The following is a 16,532-nucleotide window of genomic DNA, read 5'->3' as shown; positions in this document are numbered from 1 at the left end:
AAGAAATATTCATGTATTTTAATGTGATTTTACAATAAAATTTCATTGATATTTACACGAATATGCAATATACTATAATTAATACCTTGAAGGAGGTCTGATAATGTATCGAAAAATTATGAGCTTTTTAGAAGCGTGGAAAGAAAGCAAACACCGTAAACCTCTTATTTTACAGGGAGCAAGGCAGGTCGGCAAGACCTACTCTATTCTTGAGTTCGGTCGTACCCATTATGAAAATGTGGCATATTTCAATTTTGAAACCCATCCAAAGCTGAATGAAACCTTTGAGGAAACTATCAGCCCCGATTATCTGATACCAATTTTGTCCCATATCGCAGGACAAACCATTGTTCGGGAAAAGACGCTGATTGTCTTTGACGAGGTACAGCTATGCGAAAGGGCGTTGACTTCGTTGAAATACTTTTGTGAAGACGCACCCGATTATCACATCATCGTGGCGGGAAGTCTGCTCGGTGTTGCGGTCAACAGAGCAAAGTTCTCTTTCCCCGTAGGCAAGGTGGATATGAAAACCCTTTACCCTATGGATATGGAAGAATTTATGGTAGCTTTAGGCGAGGACGCTCTGGTGGAACAAATCAAAAAAAGTTTTCAGACCGATACACCCCTTCCGTCTGCCCTGCATGATACAGCAATGCAGCTCTATCGCCAATATCTTATTGTCGGCGGTATGCCCGAATGTGTTATGCAGTTCGTGGAAACAAAGGATTATATCCTTGTGCGACACACACAGGATACGATTTTAGCGAGCTATCTCAATGATATGAGCAAATATAACAATTTGAATGAAATCAAAAAAACAAGGCTTGCTTATGATAATATCACTGTGCAGCTTTCCAGGAAAAATACCCGTTTTCAGTATAAGCTGATAAAGAAAGGCGGCAGGGCTTCTGAGTTTGAAAACGCAATCGAATGGCTTTGCCTTTCAGGTATCGTGTCACAGGTTTACAAAGTAGAGCAGATAAAAAAGCCCCTTGAGAACTACCGTGATATTGACGCTTTTAAAATTTATGTATCTGATTCAGGCCTGCTTTGCGCCAAAAAGGATTTAGCGGCGAATGACATTCTCTATATGGTTGAGGAAATAGGCGACTTCAAAGGCGGTATGGCAGAAAATTATGTAAATGTGCAGCTTACCATAAACGGATATCGAACCTACTATTGGGAGTCCGAACGCAGCGCTGAGATTGATTTTGTCATTCAGCGTGAAGAAAAGCTGATACCCATTGAGGTCAAGTCCGCTGACAACACACGGGCAAAGAGCCTGAAGGTTTATATGGAAACCTACAAGCCTGCCTATGCCATTAAGCTCTCGGCTAAAAACTTCGGGTTTGAGGACAATAAAAAGATTGTTCCCCTTTATGCCGCATTCTGTATCTAATATGATTTTCCCAAAATTAAGAAAGGGTGCCCCTGGTCTTTTATGACTTTAAGGCATCCTTTCTCTCTACTCTACTTTTCTTTAATTTTTATTTCCCGGACTGCAGCTTGCCATACAGGGATTGTCAAAGCTTGGGTTAAAGGCATAGAAGTTCTTTGCATCCAACTGTTCCTGTACGGTTCTGAGGGCTTCACCGAATCTCTGGAAATGGACGATTTCCCTTGCCCGTAAAAATTTAATGGGATCTGCGATTTCCGGAATATCTTTTACCACACGCAGAATATTGTCGTAGGTGGATCTGGCTTTTTGTTCTGCTGCAACTGTGAAAGAACAACATATCATGTAGAACAGATAGGACAAGCTGCTTTCACACACACTAAAACTGAATATTGAACCGCAAAGACGGCGTTTCCCACTTCCCACCCGGAAGAACAGGAACGCCGCTTTTTTAATGCCCTCATGTTACGCGGTAGGGGCAGAAAGAGCTTTGATATATAAGGCTTCCAGAGCGCGAAACCGGGGAAGCAAAGGAAAGATACCTTTCCCCTTAAAATCCGCGTTCTACTGCGTAACAAATCCACAGCAAAGGAGCTGATAAGCTATGGCAGTTTTCAGAGTGGAACGGAACACAGGATATACCGTAATGAGCAACCACCACTTACGCAACAAGGAGCTGACCTTGAAAGCAAAGGGCTTGTTGTCGCAAATGCTCTCACTTCCCGAAGATTGGGACTATACCCTTGCGGGGCTGTCCCATATCAACCGGGAAAGTATCGACGCTATCCGTACCGCCGTCTGGGAGCTTGAAAAAGCCGGATATATCACAAGGCGGCAGGGACGCGATGAGAAAGGCAAAATGACCGCCATTGAGTACACCATTTACGAGCAGCCGCAGCCCCCGGAGTTGGAAAAGCCGATATTGGAAAATCCAACAGCGGGTAATCCGGTATTGGAAAATCCGACAACGGGAAATCCGACGTCGGAAAATCCAATGCAAATAATTAAAGAAGAACAAAAGACTAATCTATCAAAAAAAGAAAAACCAAATACAGATACACAAAGTACCCATTCCATTCCAATCCATTCCCCTAACCCCTCTCCTTTCGAGGACGCGGCAGGAGCCAACGGCAGCGCAGGCGCAGCCGGGGAACGGAAACGAAAGGAACCGAACGACGCATACCGGGTATATGAGGAAATCATCAAGGACAATATCTGCTATGACATTCTCAAACAGGATATGCCCTACGACCATGACCGGATAAATGAAATCATTGACCTTATCCTTGAAACGGTCTGCACAAGGCGCAGGACAATCCGTATCGCCGGGGACGACTACCCGGCAGAGCTTGTAAAGTCAAAGTTTATGAAACTGGAAAGCGAACATATCCGGTTCGTCCTTGACTGTATGCGGGAGAACACCACGAAAATCCGCAATATCAAGCAGTACCTACGGGCGGCACTGTTCAACGCACCGTCCACTATCGGCAATTACTACACTTCCCTTGTCGCCCACGACATGGCAAGCGGCGCACTGGCTCCGCGAAAGCCCCAGTTTGGCGACCCGGACTATTATTCATGCAACGAGGGCGAAAGCCTTTAGAACAACACAAGGAGGATTTTTTATGGCACAGAGAACCGGAGCATTGGTATTTGACGAACTGACCGACCGTTACGACATTCGCTTTGACCTTTCCGACTACTACGGGGGCTTGCATTGCAGCGACTGTCTGGAAGTGTTCGTAAGGGGGAAATGGAAGCCGACCCGTATGGAGTACGGACAGAACTGGTATCTGGTAGGCGTACGCGCCGAGGACTTGAACGGGCTTAGAGTGCGGATTTAAGGAAAGCGGCAGACACAGGGCAACCGGGAAACGGCTGCCCTTTCTTTCTGCCCGGAAACAGATTTTTGCGAAAGGAGGACGATAATTGCAGGAGGAAGTCAATGAAAAAGTGATTGCCCTGTCAATCAAGACCGGGAAGCTGTCTGCGGAAGTGCTGCAAAAATCCATGAAATTCTTTCTCTCACAGGTAAAGAAGCAGGTAAACAAGCGGCAAATGCCCCACGGCAGGCAGACCCTAAAGCAGCTTATGAAGCAGAACGCAGGCGTTTCCAATATCGAAATCACGAAGGACAATATCAAAGCCTTTGAAAGTACCGCGAAAAAATACGGGATTGACTTTGCGCTGAAAAAGGACGCGACGGAAAACCCGCCCCGGTACCTTGTTTTCTTTAAGGCGCGGGACGCTGACGCGCTGACCGCAGCCTTTAAGGAGTTTTCCGCAAAGAAGCTCTCACGGGAACAAAAGCCCTCTATCCGAAAGACGTTAGCCGTTTTCCGGGATAAGGCGAAGCAGCTTAATGCGAACCGGGAGAAAGTCAAGAACAAAGAAAGGGGGCTTGACCGTTGAACAACATAGACTTGAAAAAGCTGATTATCCCGAATATTCCCTATCTACTCTTTGTCTGGCTCTTTGACAAGGCGGCGCAGGCGTTCCGGCTGTCGCCGGGGGCTGACCTGTCGGAAAAGCTGCTTTCCCTTGGGACGGGATTTTCCGCAGCCTTTTCAAACGCCGCGCCGAGCTTACACCCTATGGACTTGCTTATCGGCGCAGCGGGGGCGGTTCTTATCCGGCTGATTGTCTATTTCAAAGGCAAGAACGCGAAGAAGTACCGGAAAGGCATGGAATACGGCTCTGCCCGTTGGGGGACAGCCGAGGACATAAAGCCTTATATCGACCCGGTATTCCAGAACAACATCATTCTGACCCAGACGGAACGGCTTACCATGAACAGCCGCCCGAAGCAGCCAAAGTACGCAAGGAATAAAAACGTCCTTGTAATCGGTGGCTCCGGTTCCGGTAAGACAAGGTTTTTCGTAAAGCCGAACCTTATGCAATGCTCCGCAGGCGGCTCCAAAAACGGGGAAAATGCTATCCCCGTGAGCTATATCGTGACTGACCCGAAAGGGACTGTCCTTGTAGAGTGCGGGAAGCTCTTGCAGCGCAGCGGATACCGGATAAAGGTACTGAATACGATAAACTTCAAGAAAAGTATGCACTATAACCCGTTCGCCTATATCCGCAACGAAAAGGATATTCTGAAACTGGTAAATACCATAATCGCCAATACCAAAGGCGACGGGGAAAAATCCGGGGAGGATTTCTGGGTAAAGTCCGAACGGCTCTTTTACTGCGCCCTTATCGGCTATATCTGGTATGAAGCCCCAGAGGACGAAAAGAACTTCACGACGCTGCTTGAAATGATAAATGCGTCGGAAGCCCGCGAGGACGACCCGGAATTTCAGTCCCCGGTTGACCTCATGTTTGAGCGTCTGGAAGAAAAAGACCCGGAGCATTTTGCCGTCCGGCAGTACAAGAAATTCCTGTTGAGCGCGGGCAAGACACGTTCCTCAATCCTCATAAGCTGCGGGGCGCGGCTTGCCCCCTTTGACATACGGGAACTGCGTGAACTTCTGGAAACCGACGAAATGGAGCTTGACACCCTGGGCGACCGCAAGACGGCACTGTTCGTTATCATCAGCGACACCGACGACACCTTTAACTTTATCGTATCTATCCTTTACACGCAGCTTTTCAACCTGTTATGCGATAAAGCCGACGACGAGTACAGCGGGCGGCTGCCCGTCCATGTGCGCTGTTTACTGGACGAGTTTGCCAATATCGGACAGATACCAAAGTTTGAGAAGTTAATCGCTACCATAAGGAGTAGGGAAATCTCCGCTTGTATCATCTTGCAGAGCCAGTCGCAGCTAAAGGCAATCTATAAGGACAACGCCGATACCATAGTCGGCAACTGCGACACCACCCTTTTCCTTGGCGGCAAGGAGAAAACCACGCTGAAAGAAATGTCGGAGCTTTTGGGGAAAGAAACCATTGACAGCTTCAACACTTCCGAAACCAGAGGACGGGAGCAGTCCCACGGGCTGAACTACCAGAAGTTAGGCAAGGAGCTTATGACACAGGACGAAATCGCCGTCATGGACGGCGGGAAATGTATCTTGCAGCTACGGGGTGTGCGCCCGTTCTTTTCGGATAAGTACGACATTACAAAGCACCCGAACTATAAATACCTTGCCGACTACGACAAGAAAAATACCTTTGATGTGGAACGATACATGAAACGCCGCCCCGCAATCGTAAAGCCGGACGAGCTTTTTGACTGTTACGAAATCAGCGAAACAGATTTGCAGGAGGACAAGGGAAATGATTAAGCGAACCGAGACAAAAACCGCAGACCACAAAAAGAAAGTCATATCCCTTGCCGACGAACGGAAGCGGCGGGAAATGCAGGAGCTTGTTAAACTGTTTGAGCAATTTTATGCAAGAAAGGTCAAACCATGAACAGACGTATCAGAAAGAAAGTAGCAAAGCGCAGGCTTGAAGAAGCTATACGTTGGCTGATTGACTATGCGCTTGAACAGGCACAGAAAGAGGAAGAAATCAAGCAGCGTTTTCTGGAAAGCTATGACCGCTATTACAGAGAACGGACACAGGGAAAGGAGGGATTAGCGCAACTGTAAATATTGGTTACATGATACGCGCGCCTACCGGGAAAACCCATGTTCCCCATACTTACAACTGAATACCGCTGCGCCGCAGACATTTAGGCGGCGCGGGGACTTATGACCGCGGCAGTTACCAAAACTGACCGCCGTTTTTTATGCCCTTTTTCGGGCAGCCGCTATCGCGGCAGGAAAGGAGAACTTTATGGAATTTTTCAACAGCGCAGTAGAAGTTTTGCAGACCCTTGTTATCGCACTGGGAGCCGGACTTGGTATCTGGGGCGTGATTAACCTCTTGGAAGGTTACGGCAACGACAACCCCGGCGCGAAATCACAGGGTATGAAACAGCTCATGGCGGGCGGCGGCGTTGCCCTTATCGGTATGCTCCTTGTACCGCAGCTTACCGGGCTTTTCGGATAAGCCGCAGGAGTAGCCGCCTATGCAGAGCATACTTGACGCGATTAACGAATGGATAAAGGGTATCTTAATCGGAGCCATTAACGGTAATCTGTCAACTATGTTCGGGGACGTAAACGAAAAGGTAGGCACTATCGCAAACGAGGTAGGCAAGACCCCGCAGGGGTGGAACGCGAATATCTTCTCCATGATACAGAACCTTTCGGAGAATGTAATCGTCCCCATTGCGGGGCTTGTCATTACCTATGTCCTATGTGTGGAGCTTATCAGCATGGTAACGGAAAAGAACAATCTGCATGACGTTGACACATTTATGTTTTTCAAGTGGTTTTTCAAAGCGTTCGTTGCCGTCTTTCTGGTAACGCATACCTTTGACATCACTATGGCAGTCTTTGACATGGCGCAGCATATTGTTTCCGGCGCGGCGGGGGTTATCGGCAGCGATACGGCTATCGACGCTGCCGAAGCCCTTGCTTCCATGCAGGAGGGGCTTGAAGGAATGGAAATCCCCGAACTTCTCTTACTCATGCTTGAAACAAGCCTTGTGAGCTTGTGCATGAAAATCATGTCCGTACTGATAACGGTTATCCTCTACGGCAGAATGATTGAAATTTACCTTTACTGTTCGGTATCGCCTATCCCATTCGCAACCATGACAAACCGGGAATGGGGACAGATAGGGAACAACTACCTAAAAGGGCTGTTCGCCCTTGGCTTTCAAGGGTTCCTCATTATGATATGCGTCGGCATTTATGCCGTCCTTGTAAACGACATGATTATCGCAGACAACCTACACAGCGCGATATTCTCTATTGCAGCCTATACGGTCATTCTCTGCTTTTCCCTATTCAAATCCGGCGCACTTGCAAAGTCGATTTTTAATGCACATTAGCGGCGTGTCAAGGGCAGGGTGGAGATTTTGCGAAGCAAAATACAACCCGACCTTGACGCGGATATATCCCATATCCTGTATGTCGGCAAAGGGCATAGTCTGACCTTTGCCTTGACTGCCCCTTATGGGAATTTCATACACCAACCACGAAAGGAGGTTTTCACTTGGCGTATGTACCTGTACCGAAAGACCTATCCAAAGTCAAAACAAAAGTCGCTTTCAACCTTACGAAGCGGCAGCTCATTTGTTTTGCGGCAGCCTTGGGCGTAGGCTTGCCGCTTTTCTTTTTACTCAAGGACAGCGCAGGGACGAGCCTTGCAGCTATGGCTATGATTGTCGTCATGCTGCCCTGCTTTCTCTTTGCCATGTATGAGAAACACGGGCAGCCCCTTGAAGTGATTGTAAAAAACATCATACAGACCCAGTTTATCCGTCCAAAGGAACGCCCCTACCGGACGGAAAACCTATACGCCGTCTTGGAACGGCAGAGAAAACTTGAAAAGGAGGTATCAGCGATTGTCAAAAAAACAGGCAGCACAGGCGCGGGCAGCCGCCCCCACAAAGGGAAAACACAAGCTGACCCGCGCTGAAAGGAAACAGATTGAAAGCATTATAAGACAGGCAAAGGGCGACGGAAAAGCCCACACCGCGCAGCAGACCATTCCCTACTTGCAGATGTACCCGGACGGTATCTGCCGGGTAACGGATAAGAAGTATTCAAAAAGCGTGGCGTTTGAGGATATAAACTATCAGCTTGCAGGCAGCGACGACAAGACCGCCATTTTTGAAAACTGGTGCGATTTCCTCAACTACTTTGACGCAAGCGTAAGCGTGCAGCTTTCCTTTATCAATCAAGGCACACAGCGGGAGGAAGCGGAAAAAGCCATTGACATACCACCGCAGGACGACGCTTTCAATTCTATCCGCAGCGAGTATGCGGGTATGCTGAAAAAGCAGCTCTCCAAAGGGAACAACGGGCTTGTGAAGCACAAATACATCACATTTTCTATTGAAGCTGACAATCCGGCGGCGGCAAAATCCCGCCTTGCCCGTATTGAAACCGACATACTCAACAATTTCAAAGTGCTTGGGGTATCGGCACACCCCCTAAACGGGCAGGAACGGTTAAAGGTGCTGCATGGGGTATTCCACCCGGACGGGGAGCCGTTTTCCTTCTCTTTTGACTGGCTTGCCCCGGCAGGGCTTACCACAAAGGACTTTATCGCCCCGTCCTCTTTCCGGTTCGGGGAGGGCAGGTATTTCCGCATGGGGCGTAAAATCGGTGCGGTTAGCTTCCTTGAAATCCTTGCGCCGGAACTGAACGACCGTATGCTTGCCGACATTCTGGACTTGGAAACGGGCGTGATTGTAAACTTACATATCCACAGTATCGACCAGACGGAAGCCATAAAGACCATTAAGCGGAAAATCACAGACCTTGACAAGATGAAGATTGAGGAACAGAAAAAAGCCGTCCGTTCCGGGTATGACATGGATATAATCCCGTCCGACCTTGCCACGTTCGGCAGCGAAGCGAAAAATCTCTTGCAGGATTTACAGAGCAGGAATGAAAGAATGTTCCTCTTGACGTTCCTTGTGGTAAACATGGCAGACACGAAGCGGAAACTGGAAAATGACATTTTCGCGGCGGCGGGTATCGCACAGAAATATAACTGCGCCCTTACCCGGCTTGACTATCAGCAGGAAGCAGGCTTGATGAGCAGCGTCCCACTGGGCGAGAACCTTGTCCCTATCCATAGGGGCTTGACGACGAGCAGCACTGCGATTTTCATTCCCTTTATCACGCAGGAGCTTTTCCAGACCGGGGAAGCACTGTACTACGGACTGAACGCACTTTCCAATAACATGATACTCTGCGACCGGAAGCAGCTCAAAAACCCGAACGGGCTTATCTTGGGAACGCCGGGGAGCGGGAAATCCTTTGCGGCAAAACGGGAAATGACAAATGCGTTCCTCATTACCGACGACGACATTATCATCTGCGACCCGGAAGCGGAATACTTCTCCCTTGTGCAGCGGCTCAACGGACAGGTAGTGCGGCTCTCCCCGGCGGGGAAAGGCATGGACGGCAAGCCCCAGTATGTAAACCCTATGGATATAAACCTCAATTACAGCGAGGACGACAACCCCCTTGCACTGAAAAGCGACTTTATCCTTTCCCTCTGCGAGCTTGTCATTGGCGGCAAGGAGGGATTGCAGCCTGTCGATAAGACCGTCATTGACCGGGCTGTAAGGAATGTGTACCGACCGTTTCTTGCTGACCCCGACCCGGCGAAAATGCCTATCCTTGGCGACCTTTACGACGAACTTTTGAAGCAGCCGGAGCCGGAAGCGGCGCGGATTGCGGCGGCATTGGAGCTTTATGTTTCCGGCAGTCTTAACGTGTTCAACCACAGGACGAACGTGGAGCTGAACAACCGCCTTGTCTGCTTTGACATTAAGCAGCTTGGGAAGCAGCTCAAAAAGTTAGGTATGCTCATTGTGCAAGACCAGGTATGGAACCGCGTGACCGTAAACCGGGCAGAGAAAAAAGCGACGCGCTACTACATGGACGAATTTCACTTGCTTTTGAAAGAGGAACAGACCGCCGCCTATTCCGTAGAAATCTGGAAGCGTTTTCGGAAATGGGGCGGCATACCGACAGCTATCACGCAGAACGTGAAAGACCTTCTGGCAAGCCGGGAAGTGGAGAACATCTTTGAAAACAGCGATTTTGTCCTCATGCTCAATCAGGCGCAGGGCGACCGGGCTATCCTTGCAAGGCAGCTAGGCATTTCCCCGCAGCAGATGAAGTACGTTACCCACACCGAAGCGGGCGAGGGGCTTATCTTCTATGGGAACGTGGTGCTGCCCTTTGTAGACCGCTTCCCGAAGGACACGGAGCTTTACCGTGTAATGACGACGAAGCCGGAGGAAGTGGGCGAAGCATGAACCGGAAAGGAGGTGCAGGCTTTTGAAGCAGTATAAGCCCCGCGATAAAATCACGCAGAAAATGACCCGTGACGGTCTTGTGGAAGTGAATGAAACCCGGCAGACCGCCGAACGGGTAAGCAGCCGGGAACGGGAAGCAGATTTTTCTGGGAAGAACGAGCCGGAAGCCCCGCAGGGGAAAACCCACAACCAGAAAATCCGGCACGACCCACGGGAGCAGCCGCAGGCAGAATCGCAGAAGCCGCCGGAGCCGGACAACCAGACGGCGCAGGAAGCGGCGCAGCCGTTTCCCGCTTCCCCCGATGCTTCCCCGCTGCCACATACGCCGGGAGCTGCCCCGAAACAGGACACCGGAACCGCCGAGCGCGTCATGGAGCGTATCGACGCAGCCCATACCCGCAAGGCAAGCAAAAAGGCGGCAAGGAAAGCACAGGAGGAAGCGGCGGCACAAACGAAGTCGTCCCGCTTGCAGTTTACCGAAGAAGAACTTTCTGCCCCGGAACTGGAAAAGTACATTGAGAAATCCAACCGGGCAGCCGACCGTCTGGACGCGGCAAAGGCAGCTATCCCGAAGCAGAAAAAACTTGTGAAGGAGCGTACCTTTGACGAAGCCACCGGAAAGGCAAAGACCCGCTTACACTTTGAGGAACGGGAAAAGCCCATGCCCGGAAGCAAAGCTCACAGAAACCCGCTGTCCCGCCCCGCGCAGGAAGCGGGTGTTTTCGTCCACAACAAGGTACATTCCGTAGAAAAGGACAATTCCGGCGTGGAGGGCGCACACAAATCCGAAGAACTGGCAGAAAAAGGCGTGAAGTACGGGGCGCGGAAAGTGAAACAGGGCTACCGCAGCCACAAGCTCAAGCCCTACCGGAAAGCGGCAAAGGCAGAGAAAGCGGCGTTCAAGGCGAATGTCAACTTCCAGTATCACAAGACGCTGCACGACAACCCGCAGCTTACGAGCAACCCCCTTTCCCGCTTCTGGCAGAAACAGCAGATAAAAAAGCAGTATGCGAAAGCGGCAAGGGCAGGCAGCGCAAAGGGTATCAAAGCCGCAGCGGAGAACACCCGGAAAGCGGCAGCCAAAGCTGCCGAGAAAACAAGGCAGACCATAGCGTTTGTGGCAAGGCACCCGGCAGGCGTTTGTATCGCCATAGCCGCGCTGCTCCTTGTTATCTTTGTCTTTGCGGGGCTGTCGTCCTGTTCGGCTATGTTTTCCGGGACAATAAACGGCGTTGTCGGGACTTCCTACACATCAGAGGACAGCGACCTTGTGGCAGTGGAAAACAATTATGCCGCTATGGAAAATGAGCTGCAAAGCGAGATAGACAATATCGAGCGCACCCACCCCGGCTATGATGAATACCGCTACGACCTTGACACAATCGGGCATAACCCCCATGAATTAGCGTCCTATCTGACTGCCTTACTTCAAAGCTACACCCCGGAAAGCGCACAGGCAGAAATCGAGCGCATTTTTGGCTTGCAGTACACCTTGACGCTGACCGAAGAAGTGGAAATCCGCTACCGGGAGGAAGAACGCACCGACACATGGACGGACGAGGACGGCAACGAGCATGAGGAAACCTATACGGTTCAAGTGCCGTATGAGTACCATATCCTCAACGTGGAGCTGACGAACAAGCCCATATCCTCACTTGCAGAAGAACTCCTGACCCCGGAGCAGCTTGAAATGTTCCATGTCTACATGGAAACAAGCGGCAACAAGCCGTTGATTTTCGGTGGCGGTTCCCCGGACACTTCTGCGTCGGAGGATTTAAGCGGCGTACAGTTTGTAAACGGCACACGCCCCGGAAACACCGCCCTTGTAGACCTTGCGAAGCAGCAAGTCGGGAACGTGGGCGGCTATCCCTATTGGAGCTGGTACGGCTTCAATTCCCGCGTCGAGTGGTGTGCCTGCTTTGTGTCATGGTGCTATAACCGGGCAGGCGTGAGCGAACCGAAGTTTGCCGCCTGCCAGTCGCAGGGTGTCCCGTGGTTCCAGTCGCGCGGGCAATGGGGCGCGAGGGGCTATGAGAATATCGCCCCCGGCGACGCTATCTTTTTTGACTGGGACTTAGACGGCAGCGCAGACCATGTAGGCATTGTCATAGGCACAGACGGGAGCCGCGTCTACACCGTGGAGGGCAATTCCGGCGACGCCTGCAAGATAAAAAGCTACGACCTTAACTATCAGTGTATCAAAGGGTACGGGCTGATGAACTGGTAAACCGACCAAAAATGAAAGGAGATTTTTTTATGGCTATGAACAAGATTGAACGTATCGACCGGGAAATCCAGAAAACCCGCGAGAAAATCACAGAGTACCAGAATAAGCTGAAAGGCTTGGAAGCACAGAAAACCGAAGCGGAAAACCTGCAAATCGTACAGCTTGTACGGGCTATGAAGCTGACCCCGCAGGAGCTTAACGCTATGCTGAAAGACGGCGGTATTCCGGGCATGGAACCCGCGCCGGACTATAACGAGGGACAGGAGGACACGAAACATGAAGAATAAAATCACACGGACACTGACTGCCTTTTGCGCCGCCCTGCTTCTTATGGGTGGCTTTTCTGTTACCGCTTTTGCACAGACCCCGGAGGAAACACCCGACGCAACCAACGACAGCGGCGTTGTCGTGGAGGAAACGCAGGAAGCCGAACCCCTCACACCGGAGGGGAACGCCACCCTTGTAGATGATTTCGGCGGGAACAAGCAGCTTATCACAGTGACGACCAAAGCCGGGAACTACTTCTATATCCTCATTGACCGGGACGACGAGGGGGAAAACACCGTCCATTTCCTCAATCAAGTAGACGACGCAGACCTTTCCGCTCTTTTGGAGGACGGGGAAGCCACAGAGGAAACGCCTGCCGCCTGCACCTGTACGGAGAAATGCGAAGCCGGAGCCGTCAATATAAACTGCCCCGTATGCTCTACTGACCGTACCCAGTGTGCGGGCGCGGAAGCCGAACCGGAGCCGGAGGAACCGGAAGAACCGCAGGAGGAAGAAAGCAGCGGCAGCATGGGGGTACTGCTTATCGTCCTTGTGCTTGCCGGGGCAGGCGGCGCAGCGTTCTATTATTTCAAAGTGCTGAAACCGAAGAAGGACGCGGCAAAGGGAAGCGACGACCTTAGCGATTACGACTTTGACGACTACGACGAGGACGAAAAAACCGAGGAAGAACAGCCGGAGGAAGCAAACGGCGGGGAGGAAATCGACGAGGGACAGGAGGATAAGGACGTATGACCTTGTTCACAGACAGCCCCTATGAAAAGATGATGATACAGAAACCAGAGGACGGGAAGCGGGACAAATCCCCGCCCGCTTCCTTTCCCCTGCGCTGCGCGGGCTGCCCCTATCGGGGGCAGTCCCCTTGTATCGGGTATTGTATCAGTAAAATTTTGAAAGAATGAATCTATTGTGTTCGTTCTTTCTTTTGGTATTCAACAAGTGCAATAAGTTTGTTTGCAAGAAAATCCGTATATGTAATATCGCTTAATAGCAAAACAAAAGTCCAAAGAGTTAGTGCGTCATCATTTATTTTTTGATTAAATGAAATCCACTCTGGATATTGAGCAAAAATTACAGAAAGAAATAAAAAGAAGATACAAATTGTATAAACAGGTAGAAACCATTTAAAGTATTTTTCAATCTGTATGTCTACCAAATGATTGTGCATAAGCGTATTAGAATGACGCTCTACTTCGCCACGCCACCCCTGTACCTTTCCTTCCTTATCGTATTCCTCATATGGGGCAATATTATCATAAATGGCTTTTGCTTCTCTATAATCAGCATGAGCCATATTTATTTTTGCTAATAGTATTCCATTTGCTTTCTCTTTAATTTTGTTAAGGAAATCTAAAACACTTATCAAAAATAGAGGCAAAATAGCTGATTTAGCAATATTTGATATATACTCTGTTGTTTGAAATGAATTGATTAAGGCAAGCAAAAGGACAGTAAAAAAGAGCGCGTAATTAAAAGTATTTTTTATTTTCGTGAGAATCTCCCCCTATATTTTTTTTATTTCAATTTTAACATTTCATCGCAAAATAATAAAGGAGGTATTTAATGAAGTTAGTAATCGCTGAAAAGCCCAGTGTGGCGCAGTCTATCGCCGCTGTCCTTGGCGCAAAGGAGAAAAAGGACGGCTTTATCGAGGGGAACAGCTACCTTGTTTCATGGTGTGTCGGTCATTTGGTAGGGCTTGCGGAAGCTGCCGCTTACGGGGAACAGTACCAAAAATGGAGCTATGACAGCTTACCCATTCTGCCGCAGGAATGGAAATATACTGTTGCCGCCGATAAGAAAACGCAGTTTGACACCCTCAAAGACCTTATGCACCGGGAGGACGTTTCCGAAGTCGTCAACGCCTGCGACGCAGGGCGCGAGGGGGAATTGATTTTCCGTTTCGTCTATGAAGTTGCCGGGTGTAAAAAGCCCATGCGCCGCCTTTGGATTTCCTCAATGGAGGACGAAGCTATCCGGGACGGCTTTTCCCACTTGAAGGACGGGCGGGACTATGACCCCCTCTTTGCTTCTGCCCTTTGCAGGGCAAAGGCTGACTGGATTATCGGTATCAACGCCACCCGCCTTTTCTCCTGCCTTTATAACCACACCTTGAACGTGGGGCGCGTCCAGACCCCGACCTTAAAAATGCTTGTTGACCGGGACGCTGCCATTACCACCTTCAAGAAAGAAAAATACTACCATGTGCGACTTATGCTCCCCGGCGCGGAAGCCGTGAGCGTTCGGCTCCCCGCCGCTGATGAAGCGCGGGAACTGAAAACAGCCTGCGAAGCTTCGCAGGCCGTGTGCGCTTCTGTCGTGAAAGAACAGAAAACCGCAGCCCCGCCGAAGCTCTTTGACCTCACTTCCTTACAGCGGGAAGCGAACCGGATTTTCGGATATACCGCAAAGCAGACCCTTGACCTTGCACAAGCCCTCTATGAAAAACGGCTCCTTACATATCCGAGGACGGACAGCGCATTTCTGACCGACGATATGGGCGACACGGCGGTGGGTATCCTCACAATGTTATGCGGGAAGCTCCCCTTTATGGAGGGCGTTGCCCTCACGCCGGAAGTGTCCCGGCTCTTAAACAGCAAAAAAGTGTCCGACCACCACGCAATCATTCCCACTATGGAGCTTGCAAAAACCGAACTTTCCGGGCTGCCGGAAACGGAACGGAATATCCTTACCCTTGCCGGGGCAAGGCTTTTCATGGCTGCCGCCGAACCGCACACCTTTGAAGCGGTCACGGCGGTTTTTGAATGTGCCGGACAGACCTTTACCGCAAAGGCAAGGACGGTACTTTCCGACGGGTGGAAAGGCTTGGAACGAAGCTACCGGGCAACCCTCAAAACAAAACCAGACCCGGAGGACGGCGAGGAAAGCGGGCTTCTCCCCGGTACGCTCACCTTTAGCGAGGGGCAGACCTTTGACAGCCCCACGGCAAAGGTAACGGAGCATGACACCACGCCGCCGAAGCCACACAATGAAGCGTCCCTGCTCTCCGCTATGGAACGCGCCGGGAATGAGGAAATCGACCCGGACGCGGAACGCCGGGGGCTTGGAACGCCTGCGACCCGCGCTGCCGTCATTGAAAAGTTAGTCAAGGGCGGTTTTGTGGAGCGCAAGGGAAAGCAGCTTATCCCCACAAAGGACGGTATCAACCTTGTATGCGTCCTGCCGGAAGCCCTCACTTCCCCGAAGCTGACCGCAGAATGGGAAAACAACCTGACCCAGATAGCAAAGGGAAAAGCAGACCCGGACGCATTTATGGGCGGTATCGAGGAAATGGCAAAGGGGCTTGTGAAATCCTATCCCTTCCTTTCCGACGAGAAAAAAGACCTGTTCAAGCCGGAACGCGCCGAGCTTGGCAAATGCCCCCGCTGCGGCTCCCCGGTTTACGAGGGGAAAAAGAACTATTATTGCAGCAGCCGGGAATGTGCCTTTACCATGTGGAAGAACGACCGTTTCTTTGAGGAAAGGAAAGTAACCTTTTCCCCGAAAATCGCCGCCGCGCTCTTAAAGGACGGCAAGGCAGCCGTGAAAAAGCTCTATTCCCCGAAAACAGGCAAGACCTATGAGGGAACCGTCCTTTTGGCTGATACGGGCGGGAAGTATGTCAATTACCGGGTGGAGCTTCCGAAGAAACGAAAGTAACGCAGCAAGCATAGGAAAGGGGTACCCTTTCCGTAAAATCCCCGCTGTCCCTTACCGGGAACGACGGGGATTTTTGCTTGTTGGGAAGTGTCCCAAACCTTCTGAAAAAATAAAAATACTTTGGCAAAAAGCGCGGCAGCTCCGTAGTAGTAGGGAGTGAAACCGGAAAACGGCAG

Annotated in this window: 17 protein-coding genes and 1 pseudogene; 16 read left to right on the top strand and 2 right to left on the bottom strand. The window is 50.5% G+C overall.

The window, feature by feature from the left end:
* The first annotated feature begins 103 nt into the window (after positions 1-103).
* A complete protein-coding gene (locus B5F53_RS01200) occupies positions 104-1,399 on the top strand; it encodes an ATP-binding protein (protein ID WP_087218511.1) in 1,296 nt (431 codons plus the stop codon).
* Between the two features lie 81 nt (positions 1,400-1,480).
* On the opposite strand, the pseudogene B5F53_RS01195 reads toward B5F53_RS01200, so the two are convergent.
* Positions 1,481-1,720: pseudogene (locus tag B5F53_RS01195) on the bottom strand (manganese catalase family protein); the annotation flags it as partial.
* Positions 1,721-2,000: 280 nt separating this feature from the next.
* Here B5F53_RS01195 and B5F53_RS01190 point away from each other — a divergent pair.
* The 14 genes from B5F53_RS01190 (at position 2,001) to B5F53_RS20050 (ending at position 13,598) form a co-directional block, all read left to right on the top strand.
* The gene (locus B5F53_RS01190) at positions 2,001-2,999 is read left to right on the top strand and encodes a DUF6017 domain-containing protein (protein WP_087218508.1); all 999 of its coding nucleotides are present in this window, start codon (positions 2,001-2,003) and stop codon (positions 2,997-2,999) included.
* Positions 3,000-3,021: 22 nt separating this feature from the next.
* Positions 3,022-3,240, top strand: a complete 219-nt coding sequence (locus tag B5F53_RS01185) for a DUF5348 domain-containing protein (protein WP_087218505.1) — start codon at positions 3,022-3,024, stop codon at positions 3,238-3,240.
* 85 nt (positions 3,241-3,325) lie between these two features.
* On the top strand, positions 3,326-3,808 hold the full coding sequence (locus tag B5F53_RS01180; RefSeq protein ID WP_087218502.1) for a PcfB family protein: 483 nt from the start codon (positions 3,326-3,328) through the stop codon (positions 3,806-3,808).
* Positions 3,809-3,813: 5 nt separating this feature from the next.
* Positions 3,814-5,631 (top strand): VirD4-like conjugal transfer protein, CD1115 family, encoded by a 1,818-nt coding sequence (locus B5F53_RS01175; protein WP_442856279.1) that lies wholly within the window; start codon positions 3,814-3,816, stop codon positions 5,629-5,631.
* Positions 5,624-5,761, top strand: a complete 138-nt coding sequence (locus B5F53_RS19785; RefSeq protein WP_162610506.1) for a hypothetical protein — start codon at positions 5,624-5,626, stop codon at positions 5,759-5,761. Before B5F53_RS01175 ends, B5F53_RS19785 begins: the two co-directional genes overlap by 8 nt.
* Entirely contained in the window at positions 5,758-5,940 is a 183-nt protein-coding gene (locus B5F53_RS01170) for a hypothetical protein (RefSeq protein ID WP_087218497.1), read from the top strand. The genes B5F53_RS19785 and B5F53_RS01170 overlap by 4 nt, the downstream gene beginning before the upstream one ends.
* Positions 5,941-6,127: 187 nt before the next feature.
* On the top strand, positions 6,128-6,343 hold the full coding sequence (locus tag B5F53_RS01165) for a Maff2 family mobile element protein (RefSeq protein WP_087218494.1): 216 nt from the start codon (positions 6,128-6,130) through the stop codon (positions 6,341-6,343).
* 19 nt (positions 6,344-6,362) lie between these two features.
* The gene (locus B5F53_RS01160) at positions 6,363-7,232 is read left to right on the top strand and encodes a VirB6/TrbL-like conjugal transfer protein, CD1112 family (protein WP_087218492.1); all 870 of its coding nucleotides are present in this window, start codon (positions 6,363-6,365) and stop codon (positions 7,230-7,232) included.
* A 164-nt stretch (positions 7,233-7,396) separates the two neighbouring features.
* A complete protein-coding gene (locus B5F53_RS01155) occupies positions 7,397-7,822 on the top strand; it encodes a PrgI family protein (protein WP_087218489.1) in 426 nt (141 codons plus the stop codon).
* On the top strand, positions 7,749-10,184 hold the full coding sequence (locus B5F53_RS01150; RefSeq protein WP_087218486.1) for a VirB4-like conjugal transfer ATPase, CD1110 family: 2,436 nt from the start codon (positions 7,749-7,751) through the stop codon (positions 10,182-10,184). Before B5F53_RS01155 ends, B5F53_RS01150 begins: the two co-directional genes overlap by 74 nt.
* Positions 10,185-10,245: 61 nt before the next feature.
* Positions 10,246-12,411, top strand: coding sequence for a C40 family peptidase (locus B5F53_RS01145; protein ID WP_087219064.1), 2,166 nt, complete (start codon positions 10,246-10,248; stop codon positions 12,409-12,411).
* A gap of 29 nt (positions 12,412-12,440) precedes the next feature.
* Positions 12,441-12,698, top strand: a complete 258-nt coding sequence (locus B5F53_RS01140) for a DUF4315 family protein (RefSeq protein WP_087218483.1) — start codon at positions 12,441-12,443, stop codon at positions 12,696-12,698.
* Positions 12,688-13,431 carry a DUF4366 domain-containing protein gene (locus tag B5F53_RS01135; RefSeq protein ID WP_087218480.1) on the top strand — a complete coding sequence of 248 codons (744 nt, stop codon included), beginning with the start codon at positions 12,688-12,690 and terminating at the stop codon, positions 13,429-13,431. Before B5F53_RS01140 ends, B5F53_RS01135 begins: the two co-directional genes overlap by 11 nt.
* Complete coding sequence (locus B5F53_RS20050) at positions 13,428-13,598, top strand: hypothetical protein (RefSeq protein WP_087218477.1); 171 nt, start codon at positions 13,428-13,430, stop codon at positions 13,596-13,598. Before B5F53_RS01135 ends, B5F53_RS20050 begins: the two co-directional genes overlap by 4 nt.
* A 2-nt stretch (positions 13,599-13,600) precedes the next feature.
* Here B5F53_RS20050 and B5F53_RS01125 read toward each other — a convergent pair whose 3' ends face one another.
* Positions 13,601-13,990 carry a hypothetical protein gene (locus B5F53_RS01125; protein WP_087218474.1) on the bottom strand — a complete coding sequence of 130 codons (390 nt, stop codon included), beginning with the start codon at positions 13,988-13,990 and terminating at the stop codon, positions 13,601-13,603.
* A 269-nt stretch (positions 13,991-14,259) separates the two neighbouring features.
* On the opposite strand from B5F53_RS01125, the gene B5F53_RS01120 reads away from it, so the two are divergent.
* Positions 14,260-16,356 (top strand): DNA topoisomerase 3, encoded by a 2,097-nt coding sequence (locus B5F53_RS01120; RefSeq protein ID WP_087218471.1) that lies wholly within the window; start codon positions 14,260-14,262, stop codon positions 16,354-16,356.
* Positions 16,357-16,532: the final 176 nt, after the last annotated feature.

It is taken from the genome of Blautia sp. An249, from assembly GCF_002159835.1.
Classification (GTDB): domain Bacteria; phylum Bacillota; class Clostridia; order Lachnospirales; family Lachnospiraceae; genus Blautia_A; species Blautia_A avistercoris.
This window is presented reverse-complemented; position numbering and strand designations above follow the sequence as displayed.

What these genes read in the sequence shown, in the direction of transcription:
- B5F53_RS01200 (WP_087218511.1), top strand. Translation starts at nt 104, where the DNA reads ATGTATCGAAAAATTATGAGCTTTTTAGAAGCGTGGAAAGAAAGCAAA.
- B5F53_RS01190 (WP_087218508.1), top strand. Translation starts at nt 2,001, where the DNA reads ATGGCAGTTTTCAGAGTGGAACGGAACACAGGATATACCGTAATGAGC.
- B5F53_RS01185 (WP_087218505.1), top strand. Translation starts at nt 3,022, where the DNA reads ATGGCACAGAGAACCGGAGCATTGGTATTTGACGAACTGACCGACCGT.
- B5F53_RS19785 (WP_162610506.1), top strand. Translation starts at nt 5,624, where the DNA reads ATGATTAAGCGAACCGAGACAAAAACCGCAGACCACAAAAAGAAAGTC.
- B5F53_RS01170 (WP_087218497.1), top strand. Translation starts at nt 5,758, where the DNA reads ATGAACAGACGTATCAGAAAGAAAGTAGCAAAGCGCAGGCTTGAAGAA.
- B5F53_RS01165 (WP_087218494.1), top strand. Translation starts at nt 6,128, where the DNA reads ATGGAATTTTTCAACAGCGCAGTAGAAGTTTTGCAGACCCTTGTTATC.
- B5F53_RS01160 (WP_087218492.1), top strand. Translation starts at nt 6,363, where the DNA reads ATGCAGAGCATACTTGACGCGATTAACGAATGGATAAAGGGTATCTTA.
- B5F53_RS01145 (WP_087219064.1), top strand. Translation starts at nt 10,246, where the DNA reads ATGACCCGTGACGGTCTTGTGGAAGTGAATGAAACCCGGCAGACCGCC.
- B5F53_RS01140 (WP_087218483.1), top strand. Translation starts at nt 12,441, where the DNA reads ATGGCTATGAACAAGATTGAACGTATCGACCGGGAAATCCAGAAAACC.
- B5F53_RS01135 (WP_087218480.1), top strand. Translation starts at nt 12,688, where the DNA reads ATGAAGAATAAAATCACACGGACACTGACTGCCTTTTGCGCCGCCCTG.
- B5F53_RS20050 (WP_087218477.1), top strand. Translation starts at nt 13,428, where the DNA reads ATGACCTTGTTCACAGACAGCCCCTATGAAAAGATGATGATACAGAAA.
- B5F53_RS01125 (WP_087218474.1), bottom strand. Translation starts at nt 13,990, where the DNA reads ATGGCTCATGCTGATTATAGAGAAGCAAAAGCCATTTATGATAATATT.
- B5F53_RS01120 (WP_087218471.1), top strand. Translation starts at nt 14,260, where the DNA reads ATGAAGTTAGTAATCGCTGAAAAGCCCAGTGTGGCGCAGTCTATCGCC.